The 18,761-nt window shown below is 41.7% G+C and carries 18 protein-coding genes; 16 read left to right on the top strand and 2 right to left on the bottom strand.

The genetic code is table 11. The features are described from left to right. Positions 1-91: 91 nt before the first annotated feature. Together JJ692_RS06540 and JJ692_RS06535 are read left to right on the top strand one after the other, a co-directional pair. A complete protein-coding gene (locus JJ692_RS06540) occupies positions 92-1,993 on the top strand; it encodes a transglycosylase domain-containing protein (RefSeq protein WP_206534355.1) in 1,902 nt (633 codons plus the stop codon). A gap of 18 nt (positions 1,994-2,011) precedes the next feature. After that, positions 2,012-2,422, top strand: coding sequence for a thiol-disulfide oxidoreductase DCC family protein (locus JJ692_RS06535; RefSeq protein WP_024423304.1), 411 nt, complete (start codon positions 2,012-2,014; stop codon positions 2,420-2,422). Between the two features lie 247 nt (positions 2,423-2,669). Here the strand turns inward: JJ692_RS06535 and JJ692_RS06530 are convergent, their stop codons facing one another. Next, entirely contained in the window at positions 2,670-3,227 is a 558-nt protein-coding gene (locus JJ692_RS06530; RefSeq protein WP_024423305.1) for a YufK family protein, read from the bottom strand. A 185-nt stretch (positions 3,228-3,412) separates the two neighbouring features. On the opposite strand from JJ692_RS06530, the gene malK reads away from it, so the two are divergent. From malK to JJ692_RS06495, 7 genes are all read left to right on the top strand, one after another. Beyond that, positions 3,413-5,011, top strand: a complete 1,599-nt coding sequence (gene malK, locus JJ692_RS06525) for a malate sensor histidine kinase MalK (RefSeq protein WP_024423306.1) — start codon at positions 3,413-3,415, stop codon at positions 5,009-5,011. Then, the gene (locus tag JJ692_RS06520) at positions 5,004-5,711 is read left to right on the top strand and encodes a response regulator (protein ID WP_024423307.1); all 708 of its coding nucleotides are present in this window, start codon (positions 5,004-5,006) and stop codon (positions 5,709-5,711) included. The genes malK and JJ692_RS06520 overlap by 8 nt, the downstream gene beginning before the upstream one ends. Positions 5,712-6,105: 394 nt before the next feature. After that, positions 6,106-7,188, top strand: coding sequence for a BMP family lipoprotein (locus JJ692_RS06515; RefSeq protein WP_024423308.1), 1,083 nt, complete (start codon positions 6,106-6,108; stop codon positions 7,186-7,188). A 159-nt stretch (positions 7,189-7,347) separates the two neighbouring features. Continuing rightward, the gene (locus tag JJ692_RS06510; RefSeq protein WP_024423309.1) at positions 7,348-8,883 is read left to right on the top strand and encodes an ABC transporter ATP-binding protein; all 1,536 of its coding nucleotides are present in this window, start codon (positions 7,348-7,350) and stop codon (positions 8,881-8,883) included. Beyond that, positions 8,876-9,922 (top strand): ABC transporter permease, encoded by a 1,047-nt coding sequence (locus JJ692_RS06505; protein ID WP_024423310.1) that lies wholly within the window; start codon positions 8,876-8,878, stop codon positions 9,920-9,922. The genes JJ692_RS06510 and JJ692_RS06505 overlap by 8 nt, the downstream gene beginning before the upstream one ends. Beyond that, positions 9,923-10,882, top strand: coding sequence for an ABC transporter permease (locus tag JJ692_RS06500; RefSeq protein ID WP_024423311.1), 960 nt, complete (start codon positions 9,923-9,925; stop codon positions 10,880-10,882). It abuts the gene before it with no gap. Positions 10,883-11,058: 176 nt separating this feature from the next. Then, a complete protein-coding gene (locus JJ692_RS06495; protein WP_206534354.1) occupies positions 11,059-12,396 on the top strand; it encodes a 2-hydroxycarboxylate transporter family protein in 1,338 nt (445 codons plus the stop codon). A 74-nt stretch (positions 12,397-12,470) separates the two neighbouring features. Here JJ692_RS06495 and JJ692_RS06490 read toward each other — a convergent pair whose 3' ends face one another. Then, positions 12,471-12,680, bottom strand: coding sequence for a hypothetical protein (locus tag JJ692_RS06490; protein WP_024423313.1), 210 nt, complete (start codon positions 12,678-12,680; stop codon positions 12,471-12,473). 219 nt (positions 12,681-12,899) lie between these two features. Here JJ692_RS06490 and JJ692_RS06485 point away from each other — a divergent pair, with 219 nt between their 5' ends. From JJ692_RS06485 to mnhG, 7 genes are read left to right on the top strand one after another with little or no spacing between them, the layout of a single operon-like run. Beyond that, a complete protein-coding gene (locus JJ692_RS06485) occupies positions 12,900-15,305 on the top strand; it encodes a Na+/H+ antiporter subunit A (RefSeq protein WP_206534353.1) in 2,406 nt (801 codons plus the stop codon). Continuing rightward, the gene (locus tag JJ692_RS06480; protein ID WP_024423315.1) at positions 15,302-15,733 is read left to right on the top strand and encodes a Na(+)/H(+) antiporter subunit B; all 432 of its coding nucleotides are present in this window, start codon (positions 15,302-15,304) and stop codon (positions 15,731-15,733) included. Before JJ692_RS06485 ends, JJ692_RS06480 begins: the two co-directional genes overlap by 4 nt. After that, complete coding sequence (locus tag JJ692_RS06475) at positions 15,733-16,074, top strand: Na(+)/H(+) antiporter subunit C (protein ID WP_048237322.1); 342 nt, start codon at positions 15,733-15,735, stop codon at positions 16,072-16,074. The genes JJ692_RS06480 and JJ692_RS06475 overlap by 1 nt, the downstream gene beginning before the upstream one ends. Then, the gene (locus JJ692_RS06470) at positions 16,067-17,545 is read left to right on the top strand and encodes a Na+/H+ antiporter subunit D (protein ID WP_206534352.1); all 1,479 of its coding nucleotides are present in this window, start codon (positions 16,067-16,069) and stop codon (positions 17,543-17,545) included. Before JJ692_RS06475 ends, JJ692_RS06470 begins: the two co-directional genes overlap by 8 nt. A 6-nt stretch (positions 17,546-17,551) precedes the next feature. Continuing rightward, positions 17,552-18,031, top strand: a complete 480-nt coding sequence (locus JJ692_RS06465) for a Na+/H+ antiporter subunit E (protein ID WP_024423318.1) — start codon at positions 17,552-17,554, stop codon at positions 18,029-18,031. Then, entirely contained in the window at positions 18,031-18,312 is a 282-nt protein-coding gene (locus JJ692_RS06460; RefSeq protein WP_024423319.1) for a Na(+)/H(+) antiporter subunit F1, read from the top strand. The genes JJ692_RS06465 and JJ692_RS06460 overlap by 1 nt, the downstream gene beginning before the upstream one ends. Continuing rightward, positions 18,296-18,670, top strand: coding sequence for a monovalent cation/H(+) antiporter subunit G (gene mnhG, locus JJ692_RS06455; protein WP_024423320.1), 375 nt, complete (start codon positions 18,296-18,298; stop codon positions 18,668-18,670). The genes JJ692_RS06460 and mnhG overlap by 17 nt, the downstream gene beginning before the upstream one ends. Positions 18,671-18,761: the final 91 nt, after the last annotated feature.

Below are 18,761 nucleotides of genomic sequence, written 5' to 3'. Positions count from 1 at the left end.
TTTTTTCTTGCGGAAAAGCCTGATTCACTAGACTTCCCGCCCTTTCTTTTCTAAAAATAACCTTCTCGTATCCGCAAAAGAATGGTACGATATGGCTAGAAAATTGAAGAAAGTGAGTGACCTCATGTTTCGTGCAATCATTGGTTGGTTATTACTTGCTGCCCTCATCCCATTATTTGCTCTGACTTTTTATCTATCAAAGGAAGAAGCTGCAAGTGTAAAGCCTGTTAACGAAGTGCTTGATCAAAAAATCAAGCTGGAAAAGATAGATTTTTCCCAAAACAGTTATATGTATGACCGGGATGGTTCTCTTATCTCCGAGATCGTCTCAAACGATGAGAACCGAGTGTTCGTGAAATACGATAACATTCCTGAACCTGTGAAGGAGCTGTTCCTTCGTTCAGAGGACCGCAACTTCTATGACCATAAGGGAATTGACTTTATGGGAGTTGTTCGTGCCCTTGCTGCAAATGTCAAAAACCATGGCATCAGCCAAGGAGCGAGTACGATCACACAGCAGCTGTCCCGCAACTTATATTTAAGCCATGAACGTTCGTTCAGCCGAAAGTTTACGGAGCTGCTCTATTCCTATGAACTTGAGCGGAAATTCTCGAAGGATGAAATTCTCGAAAGCTATTTAAATACGATTTATTTCAGTAATGGTGTTTACGGTGTCGGTTCTGCGGCTAATTACTATTTTGATAAGCCGCTTAGTTCTTTAACACTTGCCCAAATGGCATTTATCTCTGCAATTCCAAACAACCCAACACTGTATGACCCATTAAAACAGTTCAAGCACACAAAGAAACGCCAAGAACGACTGCTTGGTATTTTGAAGAAAGATGGCGTCATCACCAAAAAACAATACAAAAAAGCTGTCAAAGAAAAAATCAGCCTTTCTTTAAGTGAAAAGAAAAACCTATACCCTGACTATGTGACATATGCCAATGAAGAGTTTACCGATCTTGTGTCTGATCAGGAGGGCTTTACAAAACGATTGAAAAAAGCCAAAACAGCTGAAGCGAAAAAGGCGATTCAAAAGGAATTATCTGAAAAGGTCAGTGCCCTGCTCCAGGATGGTGTGAAAATTTATACGGCGCTTGATCCTTCCTTACAGCAAAGAGCCGTCTATCAGCTCAATGCTCAATTGCCTTACCAAGGTGTGGAAGGCGGATCAGCCGTCATTAATCATGAAACGCATCAAATTGTTGCACTTGCTGGCGGGAAAAACTATAAGAAATTTGATTTTAACTACGCTTATCAAGCGCAAAGACAGCCTGGTTCTGCGATTAAGCCGCTTTTAGACTATGCGCCTTATATTGATCAAACCGGCGCAACGGCTTCAAGTACCATCAGTGCCGGCAAGTTTTGCAGCAGCGGATACTGTCCGCAGAACTATAATCATAAAACGTATGGAACAGTCACACTTGAAACAGCCTTTAAAAATTCTTACAATACCCCTGCGATCCGAATGCTGGATACAGTAGGTGTCAAAAAAGGCTTCAGCTATTTAGAGAAGTTCTCATTCCAGCATATCGTAGCGGATGATTACCGCCTTCCTTCTGCACTTGGCGGATTTACGAAAGGCTTCTCACCGCTAGAAATAACAGATGCATATACCGTCTTTGGCAACCAAGGAGCCTACACACAAAGTCATTCGATCACAAAAGTGACAGACTTAAACGGTAAGACCCTTTACAAGTGGAAAGAGTCGCCAAAGCAAGTATATTCTCAGCGTACAAATGAAACGATGCGTAAGCTGCTTACCTCTGTTGTGAAGAGTGGGACAGGGAAAAAAGCGAATTTCAACGCCCCTTACATCGGTGGTAAAACAGGGACATCCAATGACTACAAAGATATTTGGTTTGTGGGACTGACAGATCAGTACACAATGGGTGTATGGGTTGGAAGAAATAGAGGAACGGTGGAATCGATTTATCATTCAAGCCCGCACTTACGTATTTGGAAAAATACGATGCAATACGCCAGATAAACAGGAGGTTTGATTGCGATGCATTCAACACATCCACCCCATTTAATCTTATTTGACGGTGTCTGCAACGTGTGCAGCGGCGCGGTTCAGTTTGTGATTAAGCGCGATCCGAATGAACGGATGATGTTCGCTTCCTTACAATCAGATACAGGGCAGCGTATTTTAAAGGAAAACGGTTTGCCTTTAGATGAGTTCAATTCATTCATTTATATTGAAAAAGGGACCCTTTATACGAAGTCGACAGGCATCTTAAAAGCCGCGCGGCATTTAAAAGGGATATACAGATGGAGCTTTTTACTCCTTGCCATACCTCGCCCAATCCGTGATTGGTTTTATCAGTTGATAGCAAAAAATCGCTACAAATGGTTTGGTCAAAAAACATCTTGTATGATGCCTACACCCGATATTCAAAAACGGTTTCTTTCATAAAAAAAAGCATCCTCCATCATTGGAGGATGCTCAGATTGTTGAAAAAGAGCTAAAATGATCTTTATTTTAGCTCTTTTTCTTCTTTTCAGCGTGACCTGAAAACCTTTGCAGTCTAGGAAGGACGAGCACCGAAGCGGAGCGAATTTAACATTCGTGAGCATCGGCGCGCAGAACTGACAACGAATGCAAGGGTTTGTCTAAACGCTGAAAGCATCCTCCATCATCGGAGGATGCTTTCTTTGTCTGCTTATGAAGGCAGACTTGCCATCACACTGTTATAAAGCTTAATAAATAAGTACAAAATACCGATCAAAAACGTCGCCCAAAACAGCAGAATAAACATCATAAATCCAATCAAATTCAGCATAGAAAGCGATTGATAAATGCGAACCACAACCCAGATAAAATAGACAAGACTTGCTAATGCAAAAAGTCCGACTAGCAGAATGAGCTGCTGCGTCAACAGAAATGCTAGCAAGCTGGCAAATAAATAAACAACGGATGCAATCCGAATTTTCTTTAAGTTCTCCCCTTCAGGGTCCTTAGCGAAAAAGAGTAACGCCAGCTCTAATACCGTATCTGCAATCAGTTTTAAGGCAGATAAGATCATAAAATAAACAAGTGCAAAAGCAGCAAAGAGAGCAAGACGAATGCCCTGTTCTGAGAAAAATTCCAGCATTCCTTTTAAAATGCCTGCTTGAGTCAAGAAATCAGTCGTGATACCTACTGTGAAAATCGAAAAAGCAGAGCTGAATAGTAAAATTGAAATCAGCGGAAAATATCCAGTCAAATATGTATTTTTCATAAATAGATCCTTTCTCATAAGCTCACATTTATTATGGCTCACTTAAAACAGATTGACAAGATGCTTTCAAAGTAAACTGACAGCAAAATCAAATTTATGATTTTGCACGTACATTCCTTCACAAACTTACATTTTCCCGTTAAAGTATTACTGTTACGAAAAAATCGTGCGTTAGGGGTATACTCGTGAAAAAAACTTTAAGACTGCAAACACGGCTGACGATCTTTGTGTGTATCGTTGTCCTGATCTCCCTTTGTATCACATTCTTTACGATATGGTCGGAAACAGCCAAGAACATCCATCAGCAGGAGCGTGACATTGCTCTCTCTACTGCCAAAATGGTCGCAGAGGCACCGATTACAGCACAATCATTAGAAGATCATTCATATTCCGCATTACGAAAATATACAACAAGTGTTCAGCAAATCACCAAAACCGAATTCGTTGTCGTCATGGATATGAACGGTATCCGCAAAACACACCCGAATCCGCAGAAAATTGGAAAGCGGTTTGCCGGCGGTGATGAAAAAGCAGCATTACAGGGAAAAGAACATATTAGTACGGCTTCTGGTACACTCGGCAGATCCATGCGTGCTTTTGTTCCTGTTTATGATCAAAATGGTAAGCAGCTCGGGGCTGTAGCCGTAGGAATTACGTTAAAGGAAATTGACTTGATTATTCATCAAAGCTTACTTCCACTCTACTTCGTCACATCACTCAGCCTTCTATCTGGCATCATCGGAGCACTCATTGTGGCAAGAAAAGTGAAGAAGATTATGTTTGGACTTGAGCCGGATGAGATCGCCACATTGTTAAAAGAACGAAGTGCCATGCTAGAATCAACAAAAGAAGGGATTCTGGCCGTCGATCAGCACGGTAAAATCAAACTGGCCAATGCAGAGGCCAAACGGCTCTTTCATAATATGGGCATTATGGTTGATCCTAGAGAACAAGATGTTCAAACTCTCCTCCCTTCAAGCGGCTTAAAACAGGTCATTGAAACACGCAAGCCGCTGCTTGATCGTGACGTGAGAATGAATGGACTGGAGCTCGTCTTTAATGAAGTGCCAATTACGGTAAAAGGTGAAATTGTCGGAGCCATCGCCACCTTCCGTGACAAAACAGAAGTGAAACATCTGGCTGAGCAGCTTAGCGGGGTCAAAATGTATGCGAATGCGCTCCGTGCCCAGTCCCATGAATTTATGAACAAGCTTCATGTCATTTTAGGTTTGGTCCAGCTCAAAAACTACGATGATCTTGGCACCTACATCAAAGATATTGCAATTTATCAGCAAACGGAAACAAATGAAATCATCAACCATGTGAAAAACTCTGTTTTAGCAGGATTTTTACTAGGAAAACAAAGCTATATCAGGGAACAAGGCGCTGCCTTAGAGGTTATTTGCAGCACACAAGTGCCAAATACGGAGGACCCGGCAGTGACGCATGATCTCATTACCGTGATTGGCAACTTGTTAAATAACGCACTCGATGCTGTTTCACATACTGATACGAAAAACATCTCGATCTCCTTCAGATACGTCCATGAGCAGCTCCACATTGAAATCACGGACACAGGTGTTGGTCTCACGAAAGAAGAACAAGACATCATGTTTGATCAAGGCTTTTCAACTAAAGGAGAAGACCGAGGGTTCGGACTCTACTTCGTTGACCAAAGCATCAAGAAATTGAACGGACATATGATTGTCACGAGTGAAAAAGGAGAAGGAACGACCTTTAGTCTCCGCATTCCGTATAAACAAAAGGAGGATTCACATGATTAATGTGTTAATAGTAGAAGATGATCCAATGGTTGGGGAGCTGAACAAACGCTACCTGACCCAAATCGACGGCTTTGAGTTAAAGGGGATTGCCACCTCCTTTCAGCAGGCACTTGAAGTGTTAAAAACAGAAGTCATTCACCTCGTACTGCTCGATATTTATATGCCTGGACAAAATGGACTGGCATTACTAACAGAAATTCGCCAGCAGAATCATGCCGTTGATGTCATTGTCATTTCGGCTGCAAATGAAGTCGATGTTGTACAGCAAACGATGCGAAACGGAGCAGTTGATTATTTAATTAAGCCGTTTGAGTTCGAACGATTCCAATCAGCACTGGCAGAGTATAAACGGAAACACGCCCTGTATCAATCCATGAACAGCATTTCGCAAAATGATTTAGATGCGAAGCTTTTTCATAAAAAAGCAGAGGCGGAAAAAGTCCTCCTGCCAAAAGGACTGACCAAAAGCACACTTAAACTCATCTGGACAAGCATTCAATCATTTGGCCAGCAGGCTTTCACAACCGAAGACCTAGCCAATCATACAGAAATCTCTCAAGTCTCCATTAGAAAATACTTGAAATTCCTTGAGGATATCGAAGTGGTGGATGTTGAAATGGCATATGGGACAATAGGACGTCCTGTTTTCCAATATAAACTGAACACGAGCAATATGAATTTGATTCAGCAATATCTTTAAAATACTACATCTGACCTTTCACAAAGGCCAGATGTTTTTTTATGGCATACGATGTAACAAACCCCTTGATATCAGTGGTTCTGCTGTAGCGGAGCACATCACAAAAGCGGCATTATATCATATTTCAGCAGATAAAAAGACATCAAATAAAGCCATTTAACATTTTTTTAAAAATAAAACAAATTTCTATTTATTTATTCGATCGGAAATGATAAATTATGATTGATTAGTTCAACGAGATATAAGTCTGATGTCTTACATCTTCTCTCCTGCCCTCCATAAGTTTCATGAGAAAGCAGGATAAAATACCCTCTTCAGAAGGGTGAGAAGAGATAGATCGGTCTTTTTTCGCGAGACTTTTCTGAAACTTTTAAATTTTATAGGGGGTTATGTTTTGAAGAAGCGCAAAATTGGACTAGCATTGTCCTTAGTCGTAGCAGCAGGAACCATCCTTGGAGCATGCGGCAACTCTGGCTCAAACAGCGGTGAAAGCAAAAAAGATAAAGATCAATTCACTGTTGCAATGGTAACTGATGTCGGTGGTGTCGATGACAAATCGTTTAACCAATCAGCTTGGGAAGGTTTACAAGCATTTGGGAAAGACAACAATCTAAAAAAAGGTAAAAACGGCTTTGATTACTTACAATCTAAATCAGATGCTGACTATACAACAAACTTAAATACACTTGCTCGTGAGAAATTCGACCTGATTTACGGAATTGGTTTCTTAATGGAAGATGCAATTTCTGAAATTGCGGATCAACGTAAGAAAAACCACTTTGCGATCGTTGATGCAGTCGTGAAAAAAGACAACGTAGCCAGCATTGTATTTAACGAAAACGAAGGATCATTCCTTGTGGGTGTTGCGGCTGCTCTTTCTACAAAATCAAACAAAATTGGATTCGTCGGCGGCGTTGATTCTGAATTAGTCAGAAAATTCGAAGTTGGCTTCCGCGCAGGTGTTGAAGCAGCTAACCCGAAAGCAAAAGTTGAAGTGAAATATGCCGGTGCATTCGATAAGGCTGACATCGGGAAAGCAACAGCTGAAAGCATGTACAAATCTGGCGTCGACATCATCTATCATGCTGCTGGCGGCACTGGAACTGGTGTGTTCACAGAAGCGAAAAACCTGAAAAAAGCGGATCCTAACCGTAAAGTTTGGGTTATCGGTGTAGATAAAGACCAGTATGACGAAGGAAAAGTACCTGGAACAAAACAAAGTGTCACCCTTACTTCTATGGTTAAAAAAGTAGACACTGCGGTACAAGACTTAACAACGAAAGCAAAAGATGGTAAGTTCCCTGGCGGCGAAGTGATCACATACGGTCTGAAAGAAGGCGCTCTTGACATCTCTCCATCTAAGGAAAACCTTGATAAAGATGTATTAAAGAAAGTTGAAGAATGGAAACAAAAAATCATCAAGGGTGAAGTGAAAATCCCTGCAACACGTGATGAACTAAAAGATTTTAAAGCTTAATTTGAGCAGCGGGATAAGCGCGCCTTATCCCCTTGCCTCTCCTTTACCTCCTCTTTATTCGTAAAAGGTGGTAAAAGAAAAGCTGCAGCCTCGTTTTGCAGCTTTTCTTTTGCTAGTTTTTATCTTCATCAGCACCCTAAAAAAGGAGCGGTTAAACCTGTGGATTATGTCATTGAAATGTTGAATATACGCAAAGAATTCCCTGGCATTGTAGCAAACGACAACATTACGCTGCAGCTAAAAAAGGGCGAAATTCATGCGCTGCTTGGTGAAAACGGCGCTGGAAAATCAACGCTCATGAACGTGCTTTTCGGACTGTACCAGCCTGAAAAAGGTGAAATCAAGGTACACGGAAAACCTGTGACCATCTCTAGTCCAAATGATGCTAGTGATTTAGGCATCGGTATGGTGCATCAGCACTTTATGCTTGTCGATACCTTCACTGTCGCTGAAAACATCATTTTAGGTAAAGAGCCCAAGAAGTTTGGAAAGATTGACAAAGAACAAGCCATACAGCAAGTACAAGAGCTTTCTGACCGCTATGGTTTGAAAATAGATCCTGCCGCAAAAGTATCTGACATCTCTGTCGGCATGCAGCAGCGTGCCGAAATCTTAAAAACACTTTACCGCGGCGCTGACATTTTGATCTTCGACGAACCAACGGCCGTTTTAACACCTCAAGAAATCAAAGAACTCATACAAATTATGAAAAACTTAATTAATGAAGGCAAATCCATTATTTTAATCACCCATAAGCTGAAAGAAATTATGGATGCCTGTCATCGCGTGACCATTATCCGAAAAGGTCAAGGCATTCGTACACTTGATGTGGAAAGCACAAATAAAGACGAACTTGCAAGCCTCATGGTTGGCCGTGAAGTGTCATTTAAAACAGACAAAAAAGCTGCTTCTCCTGCTGAGGAGGTTCTTCAAATTCAAGACCTCACAGTAAAAGACGCCAGAGGAATTGAAGCGGTCAAACAGTTGAACCTCTCAGTGAAGGCTGGCGAAATTGTCGGAATTGCTGGGGTAGATGGCAATGGCCAGTCTGAATTAATTGAAGCCATTACCGGTCTAAAAAAATCAGATTCTGGCACAATCATGCTAAACGGGAAAGCCATACAAAATCTCCCGCCTCGCAAAGTGACCGAATCTGGGATTGGACATATTCCTCAGGATCGTCATAAACATGGACTTGTACTCGATTTTTCAATTGGAGAAAACATTTCCTTACAATCGTATTATCAGCGTCCTTATTCAAAATTCGGCTTATTGAATATGAAAAATATTTATCAAAAAGCAAAACGAATCATTGCGGAATATGACGTCAGAACACCGAGTGAATATACAGAAGCACGCGCTCTGTCAGGCGGTAACCAGCAAAAAGCCATTATCGGCCGTGAAGTTGACCGCAATCCTGATTTATTAATTGCCGCTCAGCCGACACGAGGACTTGATGTTGGTGCGATTGAATTTGTTCATAAACGTCTAATCGAGCAAAGAGACGCAGGCAAAGCTGTTTTGCTCATCTCCTTTGAGCTTGATGAAATTATCAATGTCAGTGATAAGATTGCTGTTATTTTCGAAGGCAGCATTGTCGCCATTGTTGATCCAAAAGAAACAACAGAGCAAGAGCTTGGTCTATTAATGGCTGGAAGTACGCAACAGGAAGTGGGGAAAGAAGCAAATGTCTAATCGCTTAACAAATCTGCTGATTCCGCTTATAGCCATTGTACTTGGTCTTTTGGTTGGGGCCATTATTATGCTGGCAAGCGGTTATAGTGTCATCGAAGGCTATAGCGCCCTTTGGAATGGCGTTTTCGGTGAAACCTATTATATGGGAGAAACCATCAGGCAAGTGACGCCTTATATATTATCAGGTCTTGCTGTTGCCTTTGCATTTCGGACAGGCCTGTTTAATATCGGTGTAGAAGGTCAAATGCTTGTTGGCTGGGTAGCTGCTGTATGGATTGGAACAACTGTCCATGCACCTATGTATATTCATCTGCCGCTTGCACTCATCACCGCAGCTGCTGCAGGAGCTTTATGGGGCTTTATTCCTGGTTTTTTAAAAGCTCGTTTTTATGTGCATGAGGTCATCGTTACTATCATGATGAACTACATTGCCCTTCATGTCACAAACTATTTAATCTCAAATGTCTTAACAGATAATAAAGATAAAACAGATAAAATCGATGCCACTGCCTCGCTCCGCTCTGGATTTTTTGAGCAGATCACTGATTTTTCCCGAATGCATAACGGTATTTTTGTTGCCATTATTGCTGCGGTCGTGATGTGGATCATTATTCAAAAAACGTCTAAAGGATTTGAATTACGAGCAGTTGGAATGAACCAGCAGGCATCACATTATGCTGGTATGAACGTTCGCCGCAATATCATTTATGCGATGCTTATTTCAGGTGCTTTTGCAGGTCTTGCAGGCGCTATGGAAGGTCTTGGTACATTTGAATATGCCTCTATTAAAGGCTCGTTTACAGGCGTAGGTTTTGATGGAATTGCCGTCGCTTTATTAGGTGGAAATACGGCTGTTGGTGTTGTCCTTGCTGCATTATTGCTTGGTGGATTGAAGGTCGGTGCATTAAATATGCCGCTTGAATCAGGCGTACCGACTGAGGTTGTTGATATTGTCATTGCGATCATCATTCTTTTCGTCGCCTCAAGCTATATTATCCGTCTTGTGATTCAACAAATGAAGAAAAAGGGGGGAAAATAAGTGGGATTTCTGCAAATACTTGAAATCATCGTCCCAGCTACACTTGTTTATGCTGCACCACTTATTTTAACCGCTCTTGGAGGCGTCTTTTCAGAAAGATCAGGTGTTGTCAATATCGGTCTTGAAGGGTTGATGGTCGTCGGAGCATTTTCCAGTATTATCTTTAACTTGTTTTTTGCTGATACGTTTGGAGCCTTGACCCCGTGGCTTGGGCTTCTCGTCGGAATGGCCGTTGGCGGATTGTTCTCACTGATTCATGCAGTGGCGACCATTACCTTCCGAGCTGATCAAACGGTCAGTGGTGTGGCGATTAACATGCTGGCACTTGGCGCTACATTGTTTGTCGTCAAACTGATTTATGGGAAAGCACAAACTGATAAAATTACAGAGCCTTTCTATAAAGGAGATATCCCCCTTTTAAGTGACATTCCGATCATTGGTGATATTTTCTTTAAAGATGTTTATTATACGTCTATACTCGCCTTAGCTCTTGCGGTTGTTGCTTGGTTTGTTTTATTTAAAATGCCGTTTGGTCTTCGTCTTCGTGCAGTCGGAGAGCATCCAATGGCAGCTGATACAATGGGTATCAAAGTGTATCGGATGCGTTACATCGCTGTTTTCATTAGTGGACTGTTTGGCGGTCTTGGCGGAGCTGTTTATGCCTCAACGATCGCGCTTGATTTCTCACATGCCACCATTACTGGACAAGGCTTCATCGCACTAGCTGCGCTTGTATTCGGTAAATGGCATCCATTTGGCGCAATGGGCGCTGCTTTATTCTTTGGATTTGCTCAAAGTTTAAGCATCATTGGCTCTCTCCTGCCGCTGTTCCAAGATATACCGAATGTGTATATGCTCATAGCACCATATGTGCTCACCATTTTAGCACTTACTGGCTTCATCGGACGTGCCGATGCACCGAAAGCACTTGGTACGCCTTATCTAAAAGGAAAACGATAAATACGATGTATGATCAATCCCCTGAAGGACAAACTACCTTCAGGGGATTTTTGTATGATAAAAAACTCAAAAACTCCTGTTTATTTTACTTTTATTACACTTATTTTAGTTTAATAAATAGATGAGTGTCACAGAATCTTCTACAATTGAGACAAATAGCATTTGGGGGTGTTTATGTGGCTAATGCACAACAATTGAAATCGATTACAGACGATTCTGACAATAATAAAAGCGTTTTCCGTAAGATCATGTCTTGGAAAATTGGTGTTATTGATCTACCTGTGTATTTAGTACTTGCAGCGATTATTTTAACTGCCGCTTATTTTAATAAAATTCCAGCAAATATGCTTGGTGGTTTCGCTGTTATTATGATTTTGGGGATTTTCCTTGGAGATGTAGGACAACGTATTCCAATCTTAAAAGATATTGGTGGACCGGCGATTCTTTCTTTATTCGTACCATCGTTCCTGGTCTTTTTTAATGTTCTGAATCCGAACTCATTGGAAGCGGTTACGTCTCTTATGAAAACGTCGAACTTCCTTTACTTCTATATCTCTGCTCTTGTAGTAGGTAGTATTCTTGGGATGCAGCGAACTATTTTAGTACAAGGCCTTATTCGTATGTTTGTTCCTCTCGTTGCAGGTACAATTGCAGCTGTGAGTGCTGGTATCCTTGTTGGCCTTTTAGTTGGTTACACACCGCATCATTCATTCTTCTTTATTATTGTACCGATTATTGCCGGTGGTGTTGGAGAAGGGATTTTGCCATTATCTATCGCTTATTCACAAATTCTTGATGTATCAGCAGAGTCATTAATTTCTCAATTAATTCCTGCGGCTGTCATTGGGAACGTCATTGCCATTATCTGTGCTGGCGCATTGAAGAAGCTTGGTGAAAAACGTCCTGAACTAAACGGAAATGGCCGTCTTGTGAAATCTAAAGAAGCAAACGAAATTTTCGAGCAGCCAGATTTGGATGCAAAAGTTGATTTCGGGTTAATGGGTGCTGGTGTACTTGTTGCTTGTACAACCTTCATCTTTGGTGGTTTGTTAGAAAGCTTTGTTCATATTCCAGGTCCAATCTTAATGATTGTTCTTGCCGCTTTAATCAAATACTTAAACGTGATGCCTCAACATCTTCAAAACGGCTCACAACAGTTCTACAAGTTTGTATCAAAAAGCTTTACATGGCCGCTGATGGTTGGTCTTGGTATTCTATACATTCCACTTGATGATGTAGCAACTGTCATCTCGATTCCATTCGTATGCGTATGTATCGCTGTTGTACTCGCAATGGTTGGTTCTGGTTACTTCGTTGGAAAACTAATGAACATGTATCCAGTAGAATCTGCTATTGTCACTGGCTGTCACAGCGGACTTGGCGGTACTGGTGACGTTGCAATTCTTTCAGCTTCTGGAAGAATGGGTCTTATGCCTTTCGCACAAGTATCTACACGACTTGGCGGAGCAGCAACTGTTATCTGTGCAACGATCTTACTCAGAGTGTTTAGTTAAACTACCACACATAAAAAGCATGGGCTCTCACATGGGCCCATGCTTTTTTTATATTTCTTTTCTCCTATAGGATCTTATTCATCAGCTAATACAATTCGTAAATATTCCCTGGGCTGAAAAGGATACAGCTTGGTTTCTTGATAGCTCATGTGAAGAAGATGCTCAGAAAACAGCGGCCATTCACTCCCGGCCTGCCACCTTTTTTGATCATTTCGGTCAATCAAGAATGCTCCTCCTAAAATCGTGCAGAATAGGCTTAAGCTGATGGCGATCTTTCGTTTCATTTGATCAGCTCCTTTAAGAAAAGCATGTACGAAAAACAAAACAATATACAATGAGTATCATTTTTGATAAAATTATTTTTGTGGTCAAAAGAACCTAAAACAAATACAGTTTGCTTGAAATCGTTTCAAACCAATGCACTATGGCTGTATTTACGCTATAATTTTAATTACCAGTTCTTTAGAACGTGAATTTATATTGATCAAAGGAGGTTCATTTTCTTGCAGCTTATTCACTTCGCCATCCTATCACCTTTTTTACTCGCTTTTGTTGTACCTTTCCTTTACAAATATGTGAGGCGTATACATACAGGATGGTTTGTTCTCATCTTGCCGATTCTTTTATTTACCTATTTCATCCAAATGTTACACATCACTTCGAATGGACGAACGCTTTTCTCACAGGCTGAATGGATTCCATCTTTAGGGATGAATTTCACTGTGTATGTCGATGGTCTCAGCCTGTTATTTGCTTTATTAATTACAGGTATCGGCTCACTAGTGGTGCTGTACAGTATTTTCTACTTATCAAAGGAAAAAGAACAGCTTGGCTCTTTCTACACGTATTTGCTCATGTTTATGACCGCGATGCTGGGTGTCGTTCTTTCTGACAACATGGTGGTTTTATACTTGTTTTGGGAGTTAACGAGTATCTCTTCCTTCCTCTTAATTGGGTATTGGTATAAGCGGGAGCGCTCTAGATATGGAGCAACGAAATCACTGCTTATTACTGTTTTTGGCGGATTAGCTATGCTTGGTGGCTTCATCCTCATTTACCTGATTACTGATTCATTCAGTATTCGTGAAGCAGTCAATCAGCTTCAGCTCATTATGGCATCACCTTACTTTATCCCTGCCATGATCCTAATCTTACTAGGTGCCTTTACGAAATCAGCGCAGTTCCCATTCTATATCTGGCTGCCTGATGCAATGGAAGCACCGACCCCTGTGAGCAGTTATCTGCATTCTGCTACGATGGTGAAAGCCGGTATTTATCTTGTTGCGCGCTTCAGTCCAATCTTTGCTATATCAGAGGTATGGTTCTGGACCATTTCCATCGTTGGGCTTGTCACATTATTCTGGGGATCATTCCACGCCGTCCGGCAAAACGATTTGAAAGCCATTCTGGCCTATTCGACAGTGAGCCAGCTCGGCATGATTATGCTCATGCTTGGCGTCGGTGCAGCTGCAATTCATGAAAACAATCCTGCCTTTTTTGGTGCAGCCGTTCTTGCAGCTATTTTTCACCTCATTAACCATGCTACGTTTAAAGGCAGTCTCTTTATGGCAGCTGGTATTATCGATCATGAAACAGGGACTCGTGACATTCGGAAATTAGGCGGATTAATGACGATCATGCCGATTACCTTCACAATTACGTTAATCGGTACATTTTCAATGGCCGGATTACCGCCATTTAACGGTTTCTTAAGTAAAGAGCTATTTTTCACAAGTATGATACGGATTTCTGATATCAGCTTTACAGACGTTTCAACATGGGGTGCCATCTTCCCAGCACTCGCTTGGCTCGCTAGTGTCTTTACGTTCATTTATAGTATGATGCTCCTCTTTAAAACGTTTAGAGGCCGTCTGAATATAGACCAATTGGAGAAAAAACCGCATGAAGCACCGATCGGCATGCTCATTCCGCCCATCATTCTAGCTGCACTTGTGGTCACCTTCTTCTTTTTCCCTAATATTCTTGCCTATTCTGTCATCGAACCTGCAATGGCGGCGATCATTCCTGAAGCGATTGAAACAGGAAGCCGTTTTTCTGTGAAAATTGAAGCATGGCATGGCTTCCAGCCAGAACTCTATATGACAATAGGTGTTGTTGTACTCGGCACAATCGGCTACTTGACGCTTTCAAAATGGCGTCCAATGTACAACATCTTTAAGGAAAAGTGGTCATTTAACTCTTTATACGACCGCTCTCTTATCGGTTTAGAAAAAGGTTCATACCGCCTGACAAACAGTTATATGACTGGTTTTCTTCGTGACTATCTTGTCTATGTGTTTGGGTTCATGATTATCGTCATTGGCGGCGTGATGTTTTATCAGCAGGCCTTTTCATTTCAAACTGATCAGGCTGCCTCAATTGGCACGTATGAGGTGATTCTTTCACTTGTGATGGTGGCGGCGACGATTGCCACAGTATTCGCAAGTTCACGATTAACAGCTATTATTGCACTAGGTGTCATGGGCTACACGCTGTCATTATTCTTCGTGATTTTCAGAGCACCTGACCTTGCGCTGACGCAGCTGATTATTGAAACGATTTCTGTTGCACTGTTTTTGCTTTGCTTCTATCATTTGCCGAAGCTGAGCTTAAAGCAAAAAACAAGAAGATTCAAAATGACCAATTTCATCATTTCATTAGGTGTTGGGGTTGTTGTCACTTGTCTAGCTTTCGCTTCCACAAGTCAGCAGTCCCTTGACACCATTTCAACTTACTTTATTGAAAACAGCTACAAACTTGCTGGCGGTGACAATATTGTCAATGTCATTCTTGTAGATTTCAGGGGTTTTGATACCCTTTTTGAAATTACCGTGCTCGCCATTGCGGCACTTGGTATTTATGGGTTATTAAAAACGCAAACAAAACGGAAGAGAGGTGCGCGGCGATGAGAAAGATTGATACGAATGATATGCTTTTGCAAGTCACAACAAAAATCACAGCATTCATCATCTTGCTTTTCTCCCTTCACCTATTTCTTGCGGGGCATAACAATCCTGGCGGCGGATTCATTGGCGGGCTGATGAGTGCTGCGGCTGTCGTTCTTCTGCTTTTAGCCTATGATCTGAAGACAGTAAGACGCATTTTGCCATTTGATTTTATTTATGTAACTGGAGCCGGTTTGCTTGTTGCAATCCTGACCGGTATGGGATCCTTTCTATTCGGTGCACCTTTTCTATCCCATGCATTTGATTATTTCCAATTACCGTTTTTAGGGAAAACAGAACTGGCGACAGCCGTCCTGTTTGATATCGGTGTGTATTTGGTTGTTGTCGGTGTCACCATGACCATTATTCAAATGATTGGAGAGAAGGAATAATGGAATTTCTAATGTCTATTATCGTCGGAATTATTTTTATGGCGGCGACCTATTTGATGCTGTCAAAGAGCCTTCTGCGGGTCATCGTCGGTACTGCTGTTTTGAGTCACGGCGTCCACTTGCTTCTTTTAACAATGGGCGGTTTAAAAAAAGGAGCGCCTCCCGTTCTAAAAGAGGGAATCACATCCTATGTGGATCCATTGCCACAAGCATTAATTTTAACAGCCATTGTCATTGCTTTTGGTGTGACATCCTTATTACTTGTCATGGCCTTCCGTGCCTTCCAAGAGCTGCGAACAGATGACATGGATCAAATGAGAGGAAATGATCAGCATGAATAATCTCGTGATCCTGCCTATATTAATTCCATTACTAGCTGCTACACTATTGATCTTTATGAATAAAAACATCATGCTGTCAAGAGTCTTTAGTGTCTTGGCATCTCTTTCAGCCATTATATGTAATGCATATTTGGTTCAAACGATTTTCACAAATGGGATACAAACACTTTATTTGGGCGGCTGGAAAGCGCCATTTGGGATTGCCCTTGTGGCCGATCAATTTGCTGCACTCCTTGTACTGACCGCTTCCGTTGTCGGGCTTGTGACAGTCCTCTTCTCCTTTCAAACGATTGGGGAAGAAAGAGAGCGGCTCTTCTATTATTCTGGCGTACAGTTTTTGTTAGCTGGCGTGAGCGGAGCCTTTTTAACGGGAGATATTTTCAACCTGTTTGTATTCTTTGAGTTACTGCTGATGGCATCTTATATGCTTATTGTATTAGGCGGATCAAAGCCTCAGCTTCGTGAATCACTCAAATATATTGTGTTTAATATCATCTCGTCGGCCTTATTTATTGTTGGAGTCGCCTGTTTATATGCAGTGACGGGTACGCTCAATATGGCTGATTTAAGTGTGAAAATAGCTGAATCAGGACAAACAGGGCTAATCACTGTCATTTCCATCCTGTTCCTCATTGTATTCGGCTTAAAAGCTGGGATCTTCCCGCTTTATTTCTGGCTGCCAGGATCGTATCACGCGCCGCCAGCAGCGATTTCAGCTCTATTTGGTGCTTTGCTCACTAAGGTTGGCTTATATGCGATTGCCAGAGTCTTTACATTAATTTTTATACACGATACAGGCTTCACCCATACACTCATGGCGTGGCTTGCTGCACTGACGGTGATATTCGGTGTGATAGGCTCGATCGCCTATTCTGATGTGCAAAAGATTGTGATTTATAACATTGTCACAGCTGTTGGGGTCATTTTGTTTGGATTTGCAGCCAACACACCCGCATCACTCCAAGGTGCCATTTATTATCTCATTCACGACATGGTGATCAAAGGGGCATTATTTATGCTGGCAGGTGCCCTCTTTGTGTATGCTGGTACAAATCAACTGAAAAAAATGGGCGGACTGATTCAATCCCAGCCTCTATTAGGATGGATGTTTTTCATATCGGCTTTATCGCTTGCAGGAATTCCGCCGCTGAGTGGCTTTGTTGGAAAACTAAAAATTGTGGAAGGTGGATTTTCTGCTGGATACATGACGTTTTCTATCCTGGTCTTACTGTCCACTCTCCTTGTCCTCTACTCTATTATGAAGATTTTCATGTCCGCATTTTGGGGCGAGGAACAGGATATGCGAAGAAGAAAGCCGTCAATTAAAGGAATGGTGTATCCTGGCGTACTGCTTGTCGTCTTATCGCTTGCCATTGGGTTAGGGACAGAGTTCATTGCCCCTTATATCAATCAAGCAGCGGAAATGCTCTCAACACCAGAAAAATATATTCAAGCTGTGCTGAAGGAGTAGATGAACATGGCCTTTCAAATATTACTAAACGCTCTCCTCGCCTTTACATGGATGTTTATGAATGATACATACAGAGCCGCAGACTTTGTATCAGGTTTTGCATTAGGAATGATCGCCATTTTTATGCTGCGTCGATTTTTCCCGCAGCGTTTTTACGGCTATGCCCTTTATGCAATTTTCAAGCTGATCATCATTTTCATTCGCGAGCTGCTTCTTGCCAATTTAAGTGTATTAAAGACTGTATTATCTCCAAAGCTCAAGATTAAGCCCGGTATTTTCGCCTTTCGTACGGACTTGAAAACAGATTGGGAAATCACCATACTGTCAAATATGATTACATTGACACCAGGTACATTAGTAATTGATATTTCCGATGATCGGTCCATTTTATACATTCATGCGATGGATATTGAAGATGCTGAAAAAGCCATTCACGATATCCGGGTTTCATTTGAAAAAGCGATTCAGGAGGTGAGCGGTAAGTAATGGAACTCATTTTGCAAATGTCACTTGGCATTCTTGCACTGTCTACCTTGCTTTTTGTGGTACGAGTGATCAAAGGCCCCTCTATTCCTGATCGTGTGAGTGCGCTTGATGCGATAGGAATCAATTTAATTGGGATGACAGCCATCGTTTCAATTTTACTGAAAACGACTGCATTCTTTGAAATTATTTTACTGCTCGGCATCCTTGCCTTTATCGGTACTGTCGCTTTTTCCAAATTCCTTGAGAAAGGGGAAGTGATTGAAAATGATCGTCATCGCTAAAGCCATCGTGATTTTCTTTATCCTGCTAGGCGCTATCCTTTGTTTGATTTCAGCCATTGGTGTCCTTCGCCTGCCGGATGTTTACACACGTATGCATGCTGCATCAAAAGCATCGACCCTTGGCGTTGTTCTGATTTTAGTAGGTGTGTTTTTTCACGAATGGTTTCTTGCAGGCGTTATTTCTGCAAAAATCCTACTCGGCATCGTATTTATCTTCCTGACAGCACCAGTCGGCGCACACTTAATCGGAAGAGCCGCCTACAATACTGGTGTGAAGCTCGACAAACGCAGTGTCCAAGATGATTATGGCGGTTTCCGTAACTTTGTGATTAAGCGAAAAGAAGATTCTTATTTATAAAAAGCAAAAAAGAATGGCCTGCCATGTTGGGCCATTCTTTTTTTACCTCTCAACAGCATATAAAAAAAGCTTCCGCTGCACCGGGAGCTTT

Source organism: Bacillus sp. 3a (genome assembly GCF_017161885.1).
GTDB lineage: Bacteria > Bacillota > Bacilli > Bacillales > Bacillaceae > Bacillus > Bacillus safensis.
The sequence above is the reverse complement of the archived record's forward strand: the minus strand, read 5'-3'. Positions and strand labels throughout refer to the sequence as shown.